Annotated in this window: 13 protein-coding genes and 1 pseudogene; 1 reads left to right on the top strand and 13 read right to left on the bottom strand. The window is 70.4% G+C overall.

Annotated features, from left to right (window positions below; genetic code table 11):
- The first annotated feature begins 48 nt into the window (after nt 1-48).
- Nucleotides 49-969 carry an AEC family transporter gene (locus tag ACGFR9_RS05635; protein ID WP_393203221.1) on the top strand — a complete coding sequence of 307 codons (921 nt, stop codon included), beginning with the start codon at nt 49-51 and terminating at the stop codon, nt 967-969.
- 1 nt (nt 970) lies between these two features.
- On the opposite strand, the pseudogene ACGFR9_RS05630 reads toward ACGFR9_RS05635, so the two are convergent.
- The 13 genes and pseudogenes from ACGFR9_RS05630 to ACGFR9_RS05570 form a co-directional block, all read right to left on the bottom strand.
- Nucleotides 971-1,554, bottom strand: a pseudogene (locus ACGFR9_RS05630) (Uma2 family endonuclease).
- A gap of 91 nt (nt 1,555-1,645) precedes the next feature.
- A complete protein-coding gene (locus ACGFR9_RS05625; protein ID WP_393203219.1) occupies nt 1,646-2,518 on the bottom strand; it encodes a group II intron maturase-specific domain-containing protein in 873 nt (290 codons plus the stop codon).
- Between the two features lie 16 nt (nt 2,519-2,534).
- Nucleotides 2,535-3,812 carry a thymidine phosphorylase gene (locus tag ACGFR9_RS05620; protein WP_393203997.1) on the bottom strand — a complete coding sequence of 426 codons (1,278 nt, stop codon included), beginning with the start codon at nt 3,810-3,812 and terminating at the stop codon, nt 2,535-2,537.
- Nucleotides 3,813-3,902: 90 nt separating this feature from the next.
- Nucleotides 3,903-4,301, bottom strand: coding sequence for a cytidine deaminase (locus ACGFR9_RS05615; RefSeq protein WP_030220713.1), 399 nt, complete (start codon nt 4,299-4,301; stop codon nt 3,903-3,905).
- Nucleotides 4,298-5,572 (bottom strand): ABC transporter permease, encoded by a 1,275-nt coding sequence (locus tag ACGFR9_RS05610; RefSeq protein WP_393203217.1) that lies wholly within the window; start codon nt 5,570-5,572, stop codon nt 4,298-4,300. Before ACGFR9_RS05610 ends, ACGFR9_RS05615 begins: the two co-directional genes overlap by 4 nt.
- Nucleotides 5,569-6,690 carry an ABC transporter permease gene (locus ACGFR9_RS05605; protein WP_393203215.1) on the bottom strand — a complete coding sequence of 374 codons (1,122 nt, stop codon included), beginning with the start codon at nt 6,688-6,690 and terminating at the stop codon, nt 5,569-5,571. The genes ACGFR9_RS05610 and ACGFR9_RS05605 overlap by 4 nt, the downstream gene beginning before the upstream one ends.
- Nucleotides 6,690-8,237, bottom strand: a complete 1,548-nt coding sequence (locus tag ACGFR9_RS05600; RefSeq protein WP_393203213.1) for an ABC transporter ATP-binding protein — start codon at nt 8,235-8,237, stop codon at nt 6,690-6,692. Before ACGFR9_RS05600 ends, ACGFR9_RS05605 begins: the two co-directional genes overlap by 1 nt.
- 203 nt (nt 8,238-8,440) lie before the next feature.
- On the bottom strand, nt 8,441-9,490 hold the full coding sequence (locus ACGFR9_RS05595; protein WP_393203211.1) for a BMP family protein: 1,050 nt from the start codon (nt 9,488-9,490) through the stop codon (nt 8,441-8,443).
- A 483-nt stretch (nt 9,491-9,973) separates the two neighbouring features.
- Nucleotides 9,974-11,026 (bottom strand): BMP family protein, encoded by a 1,053-nt coding sequence (locus ACGFR9_RS05590; protein WP_393203209.1) that lies wholly within the window; start codon nt 11,024-11,026, stop codon nt 9,974-9,976.
- A 388-nt stretch (nt 11,027-11,414) separates the two neighbouring features.
- Complete coding sequence (locus tag ACGFR9_RS05585) at nt 11,415-12,644, bottom strand: M20 family metallopeptidase (protein WP_311648917.1); 1,230 nt, start codon at nt 12,642-12,644, stop codon at nt 11,415-11,417.
- Nucleotides 12,645-12,962: 318 nt separating this feature from the next.
- Complete coding sequence (locus ACGFR9_RS05580) at nt 12,963-14,027, bottom strand: hypothetical protein (protein WP_393203207.1); 1,065 nt, start codon at nt 14,025-14,027, stop codon at nt 12,963-12,965.
- 51 nt (nt 14,028-14,078) lie between these two features.
- A complete protein-coding gene (locus ACGFR9_RS05575; protein ID WP_393203205.1) occupies nt 14,079-15,017 on the bottom strand; it encodes an N-acetylneuraminate synthase family protein in 939 nt (312 codons plus the stop codon).
- A 14-nt stretch (nt 15,018-15,031) separates the two neighbouring features.
- The gene (locus ACGFR9_RS05570) at nt 15,032-16,273 is read right to left on the bottom strand and encodes an HAD hydrolase family protein (RefSeq protein WP_393203995.1); all 1,242 of its coding nucleotides are present in this window, start codon (nt 16,271-16,273) and stop codon (nt 15,032-15,034) included.
- Nucleotides 16,274-16,293 lie beyond the last annotated feature (20 nt).

The following is a 16,293-nucleotide window of genomic DNA, read 5'->3' as shown; positions in this document are numbered from 1 at the left end:
ATCCCCGCCCCCGGTCTCCGATGCCCTTCGCCACCGCGAGGAGCCGCTGTGCAGGGGGTGCTGAGCGGCTCCCTGGTGATCGCCGTCGTCATCGGCGTCGGCTACGTCATCGGCCGCCGGGGGCATCTCGGCGCACAGGGCCGCGAGGTGCTGACGAAACTGGCGTTCCATGTGGCGTCCCCGGCCCTGCTCTTCACCACGCTGGCACGGGCCGACCTGTCGGTGGTGTTCTCCAGCCGTCTCCTGGTCACGGCGCTGAGCACGGCGGCGGTGGCGGGCGTCTTCGTCGCGGTGGGTGTCGTACGCCGCTGGGGTGTGGGCCGCACCACCATCGGCGCCCTGTGCTCCAGCTACGTCAACTCCGGCAACCTCGGCATCCCGATCGCCGTGTACGTCCTGGGCGACGCCTCGCTGGTGGCGCCCGTGCTGCTCTTTCAACTGGTCGGGGTCACGCCGGTCGCGCTGACGATCCTCGACCTGTCGACGGCGGGCGAGAAGCAGCCGCTGTGGCGCCGGCTGCTGACCCCGTTGCGCAATCCGATCGCGGTGGGGTCACTGGCGGGGGTGGCGGTGTCGGCGGCCGGGATCGAGATACCGGGGCCGGTCTGGGACCCGGTGACCCTGATCGGCAACATGGCCGTCCCCGCCGTACTCCTCGCCTTCGGCATCTCGCTGCGCGGCAGCACGCTGCCGCTGCGGGGCGGCGACCGCGGGGTGGTGCTGCTCGCCGTGGCGCTGAAGGCGGTGGGCCAGCCGCTGGCCGCCTGGGCCCTGGCGGTGGGTGTCTTCGGCCTGCGGGGCGCCCATCTCCTGGACGTGGTGGTCACCTCGGCCCTCCCGGCCGCCCAGAACCTCTTCACCTACGCGAGCAGCTACCGGGTGGGGGAGAAACTGGCCCGCGAGGCGATCCTGGTGTCCACGGTCCTGTCGGTACCGGTACTCGTGGTCGTTGCGGCGCTGCTGGGTTGAGTCAGGCTCCCGGGAACTCCGCGGTGTCGATCACGAGGTCGAAGGGGGCGGGGAGCTTGATCGGCTCGCCGAATTTCGCGGTGCTCAGGGGTCGGTAGACGTCCCCCGCGGTTCGCCGTAGAGCGTCGCGGTCGGGCCGTCGGTGGCCCAGCGGTCGACGAGGAGGTACAGGGGAATGCCTGCGGCGGCATACGCAGCGGGCTTGCTGACGCGGTCGTCGCGGGCATTGGACTTGGAGGTGACCTCGACGACCAGCTCGGCGAGGGCGGCGGGAATGTGGGTGTCCGATTCCGTGTGGTCTCGCCTTGGGGCCACCACAAGATCCGGAACCAGCATGCCCATCCGCGAGGGCACGGCGATCGCCAGCGTCTGAAAAATTCCCCAGTCCGGTGGAATCACCGAGTAGAGGCGACGCTGAATGCTGTCCGCGATCAAGTTGTGACGGTACGCGGGAGCAGGTGACACGGTGATGATCCCCTCAATGATCTCCACCTTGCTGCCCTCGGGCCATTCCATCTCCTCCCAGAACCGGACGAGGTCGTCCCAGCTCCGGTCGGCGTCCTGGCTCACGGTGAGTGCGCTCAGTCGGGTAGCCGGAGGGCGTTGCCGCCCTCCGGCCCCCTCAGAACCGGACGTGCGGCTGTTCACCGCATCCGGCTCAAGCGGGCCCCTGGAGTCACGCGGGTCGGTCATCTTGCTTGGCCCTTCTGTGGTCGCCGGCATGGTGCTGGCGATGGCAGTCGGCGTGTACGAGGCGAAGATTCGTCCGCTCGTCCGAGCCGCCGTCGCGCCGGTAGATGAAGTGGTGCTTGTGCAGCGGCTTCATCGATGCCGAGAACCACGCGGCCCACTCGCGCGGGTTGTCCGGTGTGTACTCGGCATCGAGGATCAGGGGCTGTTCACACAGCGGGCAGATCCCCTTCTGACGGGATGCGAGGGTGATGGTCCACCTGTCGGCGGTCCCGGGCATCCTTTTGCGTCGGCGGTTCGCCCAGTACTCGGCCAGCGATGGATCGTCAGGTGAGTTGCCTTCCTTGACGATCACGTGCCGGACGATCCTGGTCCAGTTGAACTTGTAGAGGTAGGTGCCGGTGTCCCGGTCACCGAAGACCCACTGGTCCTTCCGGGTCGAGTTGAAGACGCCGTAGTGCTTGGCCAGTCGCCAGCTCTTCGGCTTGTTCGGGTGGGAGTGCTTGACCCACTTCTGCGTGAGCGTCCACACGTAGAAGTCCAGGGACTTGAAGGTCTCCTTGGACACCACCGTCCGGTAGTAGGTGGCCCACCCCTTGATGATCGGGTTGAGCCTCCTCACCACGGCTCCAGCGTTCGCCCCTCGCAGGCCGATCACTTCACTGCGGAGCCGTTCCCGGACCCTCTTCACAGCCGCCTTGCTCGGCTTGATCAGCAGAGTCCCGCTGTATCTCCTGATGTTGAACCCGAGGAAGTCGAATCCTTCTTCAAGGTGGAGGACGGAGTCTCCTATCGGTGCGTCACCGAGTACAGCATGCCGAACGGAACCGGTGAGGGTCCACCGGTTCCGTTCACCCATATGGGGAAACCCCAGGTCAGGCGATACGTTCCAGCACCACCGGGGTGGACGTGAAGTCCGTGCCGGCGGGGGCGATGTCGTAGGAGCCCTCGATCGACTGGAGGGCGTAGGCGAAGCGCTCCGGGGTGTCCGTGTGGAGGGTCAGCAGGGGCTGGCCCTCCTGGACCGGGTCGCCGGGCCTGGCGTGGAGTTCCACGCCCGCGCCCGCCTGGACCGGGTCCTCCTTGCGGGCGCGGCCCGCGCCGAGGCGCCAGGCGGCGACGCCGATGTCGTAGGCGTCCACGCGGGTCAGGACGCCCGAGGCCGGGGCCTTGACGACGTGCTGTTCCTTCGACGTGGGCAGTGCCGCGTCCGGGTCGCCGCCCTGGGCCGTGATCATGCGGCGCCAGACGTCCATCGCGGAGCCGTCGGCGAGCGCTTTCGCCGGGTCGGCGTCCTTCAGGCCGGCCGCGTCCAGCATCTCGCGGGCGAGGGCGAGGGTCAGTTCGACGACGTCCGCCGGGCCGCCGCCCGCCAGGACCTCGACCGACTCGCGGACCTCGAGTGCGTTGCCGGCGGTCAGGCCGAGCGGGGTGGACATGTCGGTGAGGAGGGCGACCGTCTTCACGCCGGCGCCGGTGCCGAGGCCGACCATCGTGCGGGCGAGTTCGCGGGCGTCGTCGAGGGTCTTCATGAAGGCGCCGGTACCGACCTTCACGTCCAGGACCAGGCAGCCGGTGCCCTCCGCGATCTTCTTCGACATGATCGAGGAGGCGATCAGCGGGATCGCCTCGACCGTGCCCGTGACGTCCCGGAGGGCGTAGAGCTTCTTGTCGGCGGGGGCGAGGCCGTCACCGGCCGCGCAGATGACCGCCCCGGTGCCGTCGAGGACGCTCAGCATCTCCTCGTTGGAGAGCAGCGCGCGCCAGCCGGGGATGGACTCCAGCTTGTCGAGGGTGCCTCCGGTGTGGCCGAGGCCGCGGCCGGAGAGCTGGGGGACGGCCGCGCCGCAGGCCGCCACCAGGGGGGCCAGCGGGAGGGTGATCTTGTCGCCGACGCCGCCCGTGGAGTGCTTGTCGGCGGTGGGACGGGACAGGGACGAGAAGTCCATGCGCTCGCCGGAGGCGATCATCGCGGCGGTCCAGCGGGCGATCTCGCCCCGGTTCATGCCGTTGAGGAGGATCGCCATAGCGAGGGCCGACATCTGCTCGTCGGCCACCTCCCCGCGGGTGTACGCGTCGATGACCCAGTCGATCTGCTCGTCGCTGAGTTCGCCGCGGTCCCGCTTGGTGCGGATGACGGAGATGGCGTCCATGGCCATGGCTGGCGTTCCTTCCGGAGGTGCGAAGGGTGCGGCCCCTCCGCCCGACGGTAACGGCCGTCGGGCGAAGGGGCCGCGGAGGCATTACTTGGTGAGGTGCTGCGGCCCGAAGGCCTGCGGCAGCATCTCCGACAGCGGCAGGATTCCCGCCGGTGTCTCGAGCAGCAGGCCGGGGCCGCCGAACTCGTACAGCAGTTGGCGGCAGCGGCCGCACGGGACGAGGATCTCGCCGGCGCCGTCCACGCAGGTGAAGTGCGTGAGCCGGCCGCCCCCGGTGCGCTGCAGCTCCGAGACCAGTCCGCACTCGGCGCACAGGCCGAGTCCGTACGAGGCGTTCTCGACGTTGCAGCCGGAGACCGTGCGTCCGTCGTCGACCAGGGCCGCGACGCCGACCGGGTACCCCGAGTAGGGGGCGTAGGCGTGGGACATGGCGTCCCGGGCCACGGCGCGCAGCGCCTCCCAGTCGGCGTCGGCGGCGGTCACTTGCCCTGTCCCTTCCGGTACGGCATGCCGTCCGCCTTCGGCATCCGCAGCCGCTGCGCGGAGAGGGCGAGGACGACGAGGGTGACGACGTACGGCGTGGCGGAGACGACCTGGTTGGGAACCTCGTTGGTGGCGGCGTACCAGGCCCAGACGAGGACGCCGATGACCAGGGTGATCACGGCCTGGACGTACTTCTTGCGGATCACCAGCCAGATGGCGCCGATGACGAGGAGCAGCGCGCCGAGGAGCAGCAGCGCGTGCACGTTCGCCGAGCCGCCGCGGAGGTTGAGGCTGTCGGTGTAGCCGAAGAGGCCGGCGCCGATGGCGAGGCCGCCGGGCATCCAGTTGCCGAAGATCATCGCGGCGAGGCCGATGTAGCCGCGGCCCGAGGTCTGGCCCTCCAGGTAGAACGGGTTGGCCACGATGGAGAGGAAGACACCGCCGAGGCCGGCCAGACCGCCGGAGATGATCACGGCGAGGTACTTGTACTTGTAGACGTTGACGCCGAGGGACTCGGCGGCGATCGGGTTCTCGCCGCAGGAGCGCAGCCGGAGGCCGAAGGCCGTGCGCCACAGGATCCACCAGGTCGCGGGGATGAGCGCGATGGCGATCAGGGTCAGCCAGGAGACGTTGGTGACCAGTCCGCCGAGCAGGCCCGCGACGTCGGAGACGAAGAACCAGCCCTTGTCGTTGAGGTCGCTCAGCCCGTCGGAGAGTCCCGGCACGGTGAAGTGGCCGAGGGAGTCGACCGCCGGGGACTGCTTGGCGGAGCCGCCCTGGTGGCCCTCGAAGGCGAGCGGGGCGAGGTAGCGGGTGGCGCCGAGGGCGAGGATGTTGATGGCCACACCGGAGACGATGTGGTTGACGTTGAAGGTGACCGTGACGACGGCGTGCAGCAGTCCGCCGAGGCAGCCGCCGATGATGCCGACGAGGACGCCGGTCCACGGGCCCCACTGGAATCCGGCCCAGGCGCCGAACCAGGTGCCCAGGATCATCATGCCTTCGAGGCCGATGTTGACGACGCCCGCGCGCTCGGCCCACAGACCGCCGAGGCCGGCGAGGCCGATCGGGACGGCGAGCTGGAGCGCGGTGGACATCTGGCTGACGTTGGTGATGCCGTCCGCGCCCGTGACGAGGCGGACGATCGACGTCAGCGCGAGGGCTCCGGCGATGACCAGGAGCAGGACGGGCCACGACATGCGGCGGCCGGTCGGCGGAGCGTGTTCCAGCGACGGCTGGTTGACGTCGGTCGCTGTGGTCGGAGCGGTCATCGGCCGGCCACCTCCTTCGTGGTGTTGTGGGCGCCGAGGACGTTGCCGGCGGCGAGCTCGGCGCCGACCCGGCGCTGCTGGCGGCGCAGGCCCCACTCGCGGACGGCCTCGTAGGAGACGACGACCGAGAGGACGATCAGGCCCTGCATGATGACCGCGATCTCCTTGTCGTAGCCGTGGAAGTCCAGCTCGGGGCTGGCCTTGTCGAGCCACGCCCACAGGAGGGCCGCGAAGGCGATGCCGACCGGGCTGTTGCGGCCGAGCAGGGCGATGCCGATGCCGAGGAAGCCGATGCCGGTGGGGAAGTTGAGGTTGTACGTGTGGGAGTCGCCGAGGAGGATCGGCAGGCCCGCGAGACCGGCGATGGCACCGGAGATCAGCATGGCGGTGAGGACCATGCGCCGAGGGTCGACGCCGCTGGCGGAGGCGGCCGACTCGGAGGCGCCGGAGGCACGCAGGTCGAAGCCGAAGCGGGTGCGGTTGAGGGTGACCCAGTAGCCGATGCCGAGCAGGGCGGCGAGGACCACCAGGCCGTAGATCTCGCCGGCGTCGCCCATGTCGATGCCGGGGATCCAGCCGGACTCGTGCATCTCGCCGGTGGTGCTGTTGTTGCCGACCTTGACGCCGAAGACGTCCGGCTTCCACATGTAGACGATGAGCGAGGTGGCGATCGCGTTGAGCATGATCGTGGCGACGACCTCGCTGACGCCGCGGGTGACCTTGAGGACACCGGCGATGCCGGCCCAGAAGGCGCCGGTGAGGACGGCGGTGAGCAGCAGCAGCGGGACCTGGAGGAACGCCGGCAGGTTCGCGTGGGCGCCGACGACGGCGGCCATGAAGGCGCCGAGCTGGTACTGGCCGTCGACACCGATGTTGAACAGGTTCATGCGGAAGCCGATGGCGACCGCGAGGGCGGCGATGTAGTACATCGAGGCCTGGTTGATGATCAGGACCTGGATGTCGGAGAAACCGGCCTGCTCGAACATCAGGGCGAACGGCTCGACCGGGTTCTTGCCGGAGGCGATCAGGACGATCGCGCTGAGCACGAAGGCCACGGCGAGCGCGATGACCGGTCCGGCCACCGCGAGGAGCACGCGCTCCTTGTCGAACTTCTTCATCAGCGGGCCTCGTCTTCCGGAGACTCGGGGTTCTCGTCGTGCTCCAGGTGGCCGGTGGCGGCGCCGGTCATGGCCGTACCGAGTTCCTCCGGGGTGACGGTGGCCGGGTCGGCGTCCGCGACCAGCCTGCCGTCGTAGATCACCCGCAGGGTGTCGGACAGGCCGATGAGCTCGTCCAGGTCGGCGGAGATCAGCAGCACGGCCAGGCCCTCGCGGCGGGCCTCGCGGATGTGGTCCCAGATGGCGGCCTGCGCGCCGACGTCCACACCGCGGGTGGGGTGGGCGGCGATCAGGAAGCGCGGCTTGTGGCTCATCTCGCGGCCGACGATCAGCTTCTGCTGGTTGCCTCCGGAGAGGGAGGCCGCGGTGACGTCGATACCGGGGGTGCGGACGTCGTACTCCGTCACGATCCGGCGGGTGTCCTCCTGGGCGGCCTTGAGGTCCAGCCATACGCCCTTGGCGTTGGGCTTCTCGGTGACGTGTCCGAGGATGCGGTTCTCCCAGAGGGGGGCCTCCAGGAGCAGGCCGTGGCGGTGGCGGTCCTCGGGGATGTAGCCGATGCCCTGCTCGCGGCGCTTGCGGGTGGGGACGGCGGTGATGTCCTCGTCGTCCAGCCGGATCACACCGGAGTCGCCCTGCCGAAGTCCGATCAGGGCGTCGACCAGTTCGGTCTGGCCGTTGCCCTCGACGCCGGCGATGCCCAGGACCTCGCCGGCGTGGATGGTGAAGGTGATGTCGTCGAGCAGGGCCTTGCCGCCGGGGGCCGCCAGACGCAGCTTCTCGACGGTGATGACGGGGCGGTCGGTGACCGTGGACTCCGCGGTCTCCGGCGTCGGCAGCTCGCTGCCGACCATCAGCTCGGCGAGCTGGCGCGGGGTCGTCTCGGCGGGGACGGCCGTGCCGACCGTCGTACCGCGGCGGATGACGGTGATGTCGTCCGCGACGGAGAGCACCTCGCCCAGCTTGTGGGAGATGAAGATGACCGACAGGCCCTCGGACCTCAGCTCGCGCAGGTTGTCGAAGAGCGCGTCGACCTCCTGCGGGACGAGGACGGCGGTGGGCTCGTCGAGGATCAGGGTGGTGGCGCCGCGGTAGAGGACCTTGAGGATCTCCACGCGCTGGCGGGCGGCGACACCGAGCTCCTCGACCAGGACGTCGGGGCGTACGCCGAGGCCGTAGCGCTCGGAGAGCTCCTTGATCCTGCGGCGGGCCTTCGCTCCGATGCCGTGGAGCTTCTCGCTGCCGAGGACGACGTTCTCGAGGACGGTCAGGTTGTCGGCGAGCATGAAGTGCTGGTGCACCATGCCGATACCGCGGACGATGGCGTCGGCGGGCGAGGAGAAGGTGACCTGCTCGCCGCGGATCGCGATGGTGCCCTCGTCCGGCTTCTGCATGCCGTAGAGGATCTTCATCAGGGTCGACTTGCCGGCTCCGTTCTCACCGACGAGGGCATGGACGGTGCCCTTGCGGACGGTGAGGTGGATGTCGTGGTTGGCGACGACACCGGGGAAGCGCTTGGTGATGCCGGCGAGTTCGACGGCGGTCACCGGATCGTTGACCGCCGCTCCGGCCGGAGGGCTGCTGGACGCGTTGATGACGCACTCTCCTGGGGACGGGGGCCATCTACGCGCGTAGCGCCCCTACGGCATACAAAGGGGCGGCGCACCGAACCGACGGGGTACGAGGAGCCGGGCTCCTCGTACCCCGTCGAGCGGAAACGCGACCCCGGGTTGTTCGGGGGTGACGTGCCTCAGCTCGACTTGACCTTGATCTCGCCGCCGGTGATCTTCTCCTTGGCCGTCTCGATGGCTTTCTGGAGCTCGGCGTCGTCCGCGAACTTCGGGTTGGAGTTCGACAGGCTCACCTCACCCGTCTTCAGATCGCCCTTGACGATACCGGTCGCGGGCGTGCCGTCCTCGACCGACTTCGCAAGGTTGTACACCGCCTTGGCGACATCCTTCATCGCCGAGGTGAGGATCGAGTCCTTGTACTTGGCGAGGGCTTCCTGCTGGTACTGGTCGGAGTCGACACCGATCGCCCACACCTTGTTGGCGGCGGCGGCCTCGATGACGCCCTGGCCGGACAGGCCGGCGGCCGCGTAGACGACGTCGGCCTTCTTCTCGATCTGGCCCTCGGCGGCGCTCTTGCCCTTGTCGGGGCTGGAGAAGCCGCCCTCCTCCGCGGTCTGCGTCAGGAACTGCGAGATGACCTTGACCTTGGGGTCGGTGTCCTTCACGCCCTGCTCGAAGCCCGCGCGGAACTTGTGGATGAGCGGGATGTTCACACCGCCCACGAAGCCGACGACGTCGGTCTTGGTGGACTTGGCGGCGGCGACACCGGCGAGGTAGGAGGCCTGCTCCTCGGAGAAGACCAGGTCGGCGACGTTCTTCGCCTCGATCGTGGCGTCGTCGACGATGCCGAAGGTGGTGTCCGGGAACTTCTCCGCGGCACCCTTCACGGCGGCGGCGTACGCGTAGCCGACACCGACGACCGGGTTGTAACCCTGCTTCGCCAGCGAGACCAGACGCTGCTCCTTGTCGGCGTCGGTCTCGCCGTCGGTGGGCTCGACGTCGGCCGTCTCGTACTTGAATTCCTTCTTCGCCTGCTCGAGGCCCGCGTACGCGGCGTCGTTGAAGGACTGGTCGCCCTTGCCGCCGACGTCGTAGGCGATGGCGAGGCCCTTGTCCCCCTTGGACTCCGAGGAGCCCGAGGAGGTCGAGGTGCCGCCGCAGGCGGAGAGCGCGAGGGCCAGGGAGGCGGTCGCTGCGCCTGCGACCGTGATCCGGGAAATCCGGCGCATGTGTGGTGCTCCTAGTCGTACAAGCGCCGGGACGTGTTCAGCTGCGGCGCTGGCTTTGCCGCAGATTAACGCGCGTAGACCTGCCTGAAAACCCCTTCTGTCCACCTTGTTATGCGCCCGTGGCCTAGGGCCTGTCCGGCGGATCACGTCGGAGGCAGCCGGCGGTGCCTTCGCAGCCCAGGTGAGCGGGGGGTCTGGTGCGTGCGGCCGCAAGGCGGAGGAGGGCGACAGGGCGGAGCCCTGGCAACCGACGACAACGCGGCTGGGGGCACCTCCCACGCCCTTCAGGCAGTGGGGGAGTGCGTGCCGGACCCCGCGTCTCCGGCATGATCCGCCCGACAGGCCCTGGGCGGGGGCGGGTGAGGGCCGGGGGTTGCCGGGTGCGAGCGGGGGGTGGCGGTGGGTGAGCGGGGCGGGGGTGGGAACGGCGGAGCGGGCGGGCGTTCCCGGACGCCCGCCCGCTCCGTTGTGTGCGGCCTCGTGTTACTCCGTCTTCACCGTGATCGAGCCGCCGATGATGCCTTCCTTGGCCTTCGCCACGGCGTCCGTCAGACCCGCGATCTCGGCCATCTTCGGGTTGCTGTCGGACAGGCCGACGCCGTTCACCTTGAGGTCGAAGACCTGGGTGCCGGTCAGCGGCTTGCCGTCGTGGACCGACTTGGCCAGCGTGTACACCGCGCCGCCGACGTCCTTGAGGGCGGAGGTGAGGATGTAGTCCTTGTACGCGGCGAGGGCTTCCTGCTGGTACTGGTCGGAGTCGACCCCGATGGCCCAGACCTTGGCCTTGGCGGCGGCCTCGATGACACCCTGCCCGGAGAGACCGGCCGCCTGGTAGATGACGTCGGCGTTCTTCTCGATCTGGCCCTCGGCGGCGGCCTTGCCCTTGTCGGGGCTGGAGAAGCCGCCCTCCTCCGCGGTCTGCGTCAGATACTGCGGGATGACCTTGACCTTGGGGTCGGTCGCCTTGACGCCCTGCTCGTAGCCGGCCTGGAACTTGTGGATCAGCGGTACGTCCACACCGCCCACGAAGCCGACGGTCTTGGTCTTGGTCGCCTTGGCGGCGGCGACTCCGGCGAGGTAGGAGGCCTGCTCCTCGGCGAAGACCAGGGAGGCGACGTTGTCGCCCTCGACCACGGAGTCGACGATGCCGAAGGTGGTCTTGGGGTACTTGGCGGCTACGGCCTTCATCGCGGGGCCGTAGGCGAAGCCGACGCCGATGACCGGGTTGTAGCCCTGGCGGGCCAGCGAGATCAGCCGCTGCTCCTTGTCCGCGTCGGTCTCGCCCTCGGTGGGCTCGACGTCGGCGGTCGTGTAGCCGAACTCGTCCTTGGCCTTGGTGAGGCCCGCGTACGCGGCGTCGTTGAAGGACTGGTCGCCCTTGCCGCCGATGTCGTAGGCGATGGCGAGGCCCTTGTCCCCCTTGGAACTGTCGCTGTCGCCGCCGCTGTCGCTGCTCGTGCCGCCGCAGGCGGTGGCGGCGAGGGCGAGCGAGGCGACGCCCACCGCGACGCGGATCAGTTTGGATGTCCGACGCATCTGAAGTTCCCCATTCTCCAAAGCCCCGCAGTGGGCGCTGGGTTCGGCGCGCACATTAACGCGCGTAGACACTCCTGGGAACGGGGTTCGGCGGGGCCGTTATCCATTCGTGCCGGTGGCTGGTTACGTCCTTGTGAACCAGAGGGGCGTACGGGTTCGAACCTGGCGGTGTGGTGTGGGACGCGGGGGTGTACGAGGCCACGGTGCCTCTGGTGTGCGCGGTGCGCAAGCGGGGGGGGGTGGGGCCAGGGGGCGGGGGAGGTTTTTTCGCCTCCGCCGCCCCTTCCCGTCCCGTCCCGTCCCCGGGGCTCCGCCCCGGACCCCGCTCCTCAAACGCCGGAGGGGCTGAGTTTTGCCGGAGGGGCTGAGTTTTGCCGGAGGGGCTGGTTTAGCGCAGGGCGTCCAAGAGGGCCGCCGCCGTGAAGAGTTCCACTCCTACCGTGATGGCGTGTTCGTCCACGTCGAAGTTGCCCTGGTGGAGGTCCCGGACCGTGCGTTCGCCCGGGGGGCGGACGCCGAGGCGGGCCATGGCGCCGGGGACTCGTTCCAGGTACCAGGAGAAGTCCTCGCCGCCGAGGCTCTGTTCGGTGCCCTCCACGGCGTCCGCGCCGCGGCGGGCGGTCATCGCGTCGCGGAGCAGCTCCGTGGCGCCGGCCTCGTTGACGACCGGCGGGACGCCGCGCACGTAGGTGATCTCCGACTTGGCGCGGTGCAGGTTGGCCACCTCGTCGATGGCGGCGACCACGACGTCGGGGGCCTGCCGCCAGGTCTCCAGATCCAGGCAGCGCACGGTGCCGGACAGTTCGGCGTGCTGCGGGATGACGTTGGGGGCGTGGCCCGACTCGACCCTGCCCCAGGTGACCGCGAGTCCGCTGCGGCTGTCCACACGCCGGCCGACCAGGGCGGGCACGTCGGTGACGACCCGCGCGGCGGCGGTGACCAGGTCGGTGGTCAGATGCGGGCGGGCGGTGTGGCCGCCGGGGCCGTCGAGGGCGATCTCCAGCCGGTCGCAGGCGGAGGTGATGGGGCCCTGGCGCAGTCCGATCCGGCCGGCGTCGACGCGGGGGTCGCAGTGCACGGCGAGGATACGGCCGACACCGTCGAGTCCGCCGTCCTCGATGACCTCGTTCGCGCCGCCGGGCAGCACCTCCTCGGCGGGCTGGAAGACCAGCCGCACGGGGCGGGGCAGCAGGCCCTGGCGGTGCAGTTCGGCGAGGACCAGTCCGGCGCCGAGTACGACGGTGGTGTGCACGTCGTGGCCGCAGGCGTGGGCGCGGTCGGGCACGGTGGAGCGGTAGGCGCAGTCGGCCTTCATGTCGGGGATGGGCAGGGCGTCGATGTCGGCGCGCAGGGCGAGCAGCGCCGCGTCCGTGCCGGCCTCGCCGTCGGTTCCGATGTCACAGATCAGTCCGGTGCCGCCGGAGAGCACGCGCGGCCGCAGACCGGCCTGCTCGAGACGCTCCTTGATCGCCGCGGTGGTGCGGAACTCCTGGTGACCGAGCTCCGGGTGCATGTGCAGATCGCGTCGGAAGGCCACGAGTTCGGCGCGGAGGGTCTCGGGCAGGGCGCCGGGGAGCACCGCTCCTCCGGGCAGATCGATCTCGGACTCCAGTGACATCAGTGGTTTCACCCTTTGAAGGGTAGGGCGCCGGAGCCGTCCACCGACCCCCGATCAAGAAAAATCAGCCCGTTGGTGGGAGAAAATCTGGCTGCCCTACGCATAGCCGTATGACGAGGTGGGTACACTCACCTCCTTTTTATGAGGGTATAGGCCGTTGGCCTGCCGGTACATGAGCTCGATCACACTCCGGCCCGTGATTCCGGCACCCGTCCACTCCTCACGGTTACCACGATCGGCACAAGCCACGCGGACGGGTTCATTCGGCGGAACCCGGGGACGCGGATGGCCCGCCGTCGTCGCGGGGGCACCCGCGGCTCAGACCGCCGGGGCCGTCCGGAGGTGGTGCGCGGATCTGGCGGTGTCGGTGACGTTGGAGAGGAAGCCCTGGGCTCGGGGGGAGGCGTTCCTGGTGAGCCAGGTGGGGTCTATGTCGCAGACGGCGACGCGTACGCCCGTGCCGGCGAGAGCGAGGGGCAGGGTGTGGACGACCGTGGAGGGGAAGCTGAGGACGGTGGCGCCGATGGGGCCGCGCCGGGCGATCAGCTCCAGCGGCAGCTCGGGGCGGACGATCTCCAGGCCCGTCTCGACGGCGAGCCGGTGGAGTTTCTCCGTGCTCTCCCGGCGGTGGGCGAAGTAGCGCTTCGCGCCGTGCGTGGTGACCAGGGCGCGTACGGCCTCCAGGTAGGCGTCGGCGTCCACCACGCCGGTCTCCACCAGTGATGTGCCGACCATGTCGGCGCCCCGGGTGACACGGGGCGGGCCGAAGCGTTCGCGGGTCCAGGCGAAGGTGTGGGCGGTGACGGTGACGCCGGGCGGGGTGTCCTCCATGGGCATGGCGGTGAAGACCTCCACCGTGCGCTTGGCACCGGGGGTGAGCCGGCGCCGGGCCGCGGCGGACACGGGGGCGAGGACGAGTTCGCGGGGGCCCGGGCGGCCGCCCTTGCGGTGCCAGCGCACCAGGCGTTCGCCCCGGGCCAGCTGGCCGACGAACTCCATGGTCGCGGTGCCGTCGTCGACGACGACGACCTCACGGGCCCGGGTGATCGTCAGCAGCAGCTGGACGTAGCGGGAGAAGGGGTCGCCGAGGACGACCCGGGTGGCGCGGCGCAGCGGGCCGGTCAGTCCGCCGACCGTCTGGAACGGCGCGCCGGCTCCGCCCCGCGCCTCCTCCCAGCGGACCTCGTGGCCCTCGTCGCGTGCCAGTTCGGCCATGCGGCGCAGCTGACCGCGGGTCATGGGGTCGAGGGGGGACAGCACCACGAGGGTGAGCCCCACGCCGGGCGCATGCGCGTGCGCCCACTCCAGCACGTTGAGCAGTTGTACCGGGCTCTCGACGAAGGCGAGAGTGTGGGGACCGGGCAGGCCGGCGCGGGGGCTCATCGACGTACGACCGTTCCCGTCGTCGTAAGGTGGGTGGGGGTGTGGAGCGGTTCAGACGGCGACGGGCTCGCCGGCGGCGGTGGCGATCTCCTGCTCGGCGACGACGCCGGCCACGCGGCGCAGCTTCTTCATCGGGCCGAGCTCGGAGTCGTAGACCTTCTTGACGCCGTCGCCGAGGGAGGCCTCGATGGTGCGGATGTCGCGGACCAGACGGGTCAGGCCCTGCGGCTCGACGGAGGCGGCCTGGTCGGAGCCCCACATGGCGCGGTCGAGGGTGATGTGGCGCTCGACGAAGACGGCGCCGAGGGCGACCGCGGCCAGCGTGGTCTGCAGGCCGGTCTCGTGGCCGGAGTAGCCGATCGGGACGTTCGGGTACTCCTGCTGGAGGGTGTTGATGACGCGGAGGTTGAGCTCCTCGGCCTGCGCCGGGTAGGTCGACGTGGCGTGGCACATGAGGATGTTGTCGCTGCCGAGGACCTCGACCGCGTGGCGGATCTGCTTCGGGGTGGACATGCCGGTGGAGAGGATGACCGTCTTGCCCGTGGCGCGCAGGGCGCGCAGCAGTTCGTCGTCGGTCAGCGAGGCGGAGGCGACCTTGTGGGCGGGGACGTCGAACTTCTCCAGGAAGGCGACGGCCTCGGTGTCCCACGGGGAGGCGAACCAGTCGATGTTCCTGGACGTGCAGTACTCGTCGATCTGCCGGTACTCGTCCTCGCCGAACTCGACGCGGTGGCGGTAGTCGATGTACGTCATCCGGCCCCAGGGGGTGTCGCGTTCGATGTCCCACTGGTCGCGCGGGGTGCAGATCTCCGGGGTGCGCTTCTGGAACTTGACCGCGTCGCAGCCGGCCTCGGCGGCGGCGTCGATCAGCTTGAACGCGTTCTCGAGGTCGCCGTTGTGGTTGATGCCGATCTCACCGGTGACGTAGACGGGGCGACCGGGGCCGGCCTCGCGGGTGCCGAAGGTGCGGATGCGGGAGTTGGTGCTCATGATCTGGCGTTTCCTTAACTGGGGAGGGAGTCGAGAGAGGGACCGAGGATCCAGCCGGCGATCTCTCGGATCGCGCCGTCACCGCCGGGGAGGGTGGTGACCGCGCGTGCGGCGCCGCGTACGACGTCGTGGGCGCTCGCGACCGCCACGGGCCAGCCGACGAGGGCGAAGCACGGGAGGTCATTGACGTCGTTGCCGACGTAGAGCACGCGCTCGGGCGCGATGCCCTGTTCCTCGCACCACTGCTTGAGGGCGAGGTCCTTGCGGTCGATGCCGTGCAGCACGGGGAGCTTGAGTTTGCGTGCGCGGGCGGCGACGACCGGGTTCTGTTCCGTGGACAGGATCAGCAGCTCGAGGCCGCTGCGGCGCAGGGCCGCGATACCGAGTCCGTCGCCGCGGTGCACGGAGACGAACTCCCGTCCGTCGGAGTCGATCAGCACCCGGTCGTCGGTCTGGGTGCCGTCGAAGTCGAGGACGACCGCGTCGATGTCGGCCGCGGTCGGAAGGGCTCCGGGCCGCTCCGCGTCGAAGAGCGGGGCGAGGGCGCGGGCCCGGGCGAGCTCGTGCGGGTCGTCGATCTCCAGCACCCGGGCCGGGTCGGTGCGCACGAGTTCGGTCCGCCCGAAGAAACGGTGCCGGTGCGTCCGGAAACCGGCCGCGTCCATGGCGTAGGCGGCACCGGTCTCCAGGAAGTCCTGGGGCCGGTCCTGCCGGCGGGGGCGGAACGCCTTGTCGTGGTTGACGCCCCGGCCTCCGGCGGCCGCCTCGGCGGAGGCGCCCGCGCCCGGTTCGCCCGCGAGGCGGGCGCTGTCGGCGGAGGCCGCCCGGGAGGTGTGCCGGGTGTCGGCGACCGCGGCCGGGGCGCCGTCCGAGGCCGGCACCGGCGCGACGGCGGCGGCCAAAGCGGCGCCGGGTGCGGCCCCGCGGCCCGCGGAGGAGCCGTGAGCGACCGCCGTCGTGGCGGACTCGGCGACAGCGGCCGGTACGACGCCGGACCCGGGCTCGGCGCCGGTGGAGGCGGCGCCGGGTGCGGCCTCGCGGCCCGCGGAGGAGCCGTGAGCGACCGCCGTCGTGGCGGACTCGGCGACAGCGGCCGGTACGACGCCGGATCCGGGCTCGGCGCCGGTGGAGGCGGCGCCGGGCGCGGCCGGGCTGCTGACGGCCGCCGCGGCGGCCGGTACGGCTCCGGGCTCGGTCGACGGCCGGGTGCCGGTGAACGGCGTGGGGACGGGATCGTCCCCCGTGTCGCGCCAGATGAAGCCGTGGAACGGGGCGA

This window comes from Streptomyces sp. NPDC048584, from assembly GCF_043199595.1.
Classification (GTDB): Bacteria; Actinomycetota; Actinomycetes; order Streptomycetales; family Streptomycetaceae; genus Streptomyces; species Streptomyces edwardsiae.
This window is presented reverse-complemented; position numbering and strand designations above follow the sequence as displayed.

Coding starts and splice junctions, on each gene's coding strand:
- ACGFR9_RS05605 (WP_393203215.1), bottom strand. CDS start 6,690: ATGAAGAAGTTCGACAAGGAGCGCGTGCTCCTCGCGGTGGCCGGACCG.
- ACGFR9_RS05625 (WP_393203219.1), bottom strand. CDS start 2,518: ATGGGTGAACGGAACCGGTGGACCCTCACCGGTTCCGTTCGGCATGCT.
- ACGFR9_RS05585 (WP_311648917.1), bottom strand. CDS start 12,644: ATGTCACTGGAGTCCGAGATCGATCTGCCCGGAGGAGCGGTGCTCCCC.
- ACGFR9_RS05590 (WP_393203209.1), bottom strand. CDS start 11,026: ATGCGTCGGACATCCAAACTGATCCGCGTCGCGGTGGGCGTCGCCTCG.
- ACGFR9_RS05575 (WP_393203205.1), bottom strand. CDS start 15,017: ATGAGCACCAACTCCCGCATCCGCACCTTCGGCACCCGCGAGGCCGGC.
- ACGFR9_RS05620 (WP_393203997.1), bottom strand. CDS start 3,812: ATGGACGCCATCTCCGTCATCCGCACCAAGCGGGACCGCGGCGAACTC.
- ACGFR9_RS05580 (WP_393203207.1), bottom strand. CDS start 14,027: ATGAGCCCCCGCGCCGGCCTGCCCGGTCCCCACACTCTCGCCTTCGTC.
- ACGFR9_RS05595 (WP_393203211.1), bottom strand. CDS start 9,490: ATGCGCCGGATTTCCCGGATCACGGTCGCAGGCGCAGCGACCGCCTCC.
- ACGFR9_RS05610 (WP_393203217.1), bottom strand. CDS start 5,572: ATGACCGCTCCGACCACAGCGACCGACGTCAACCAGCCGTCGCTGGAA.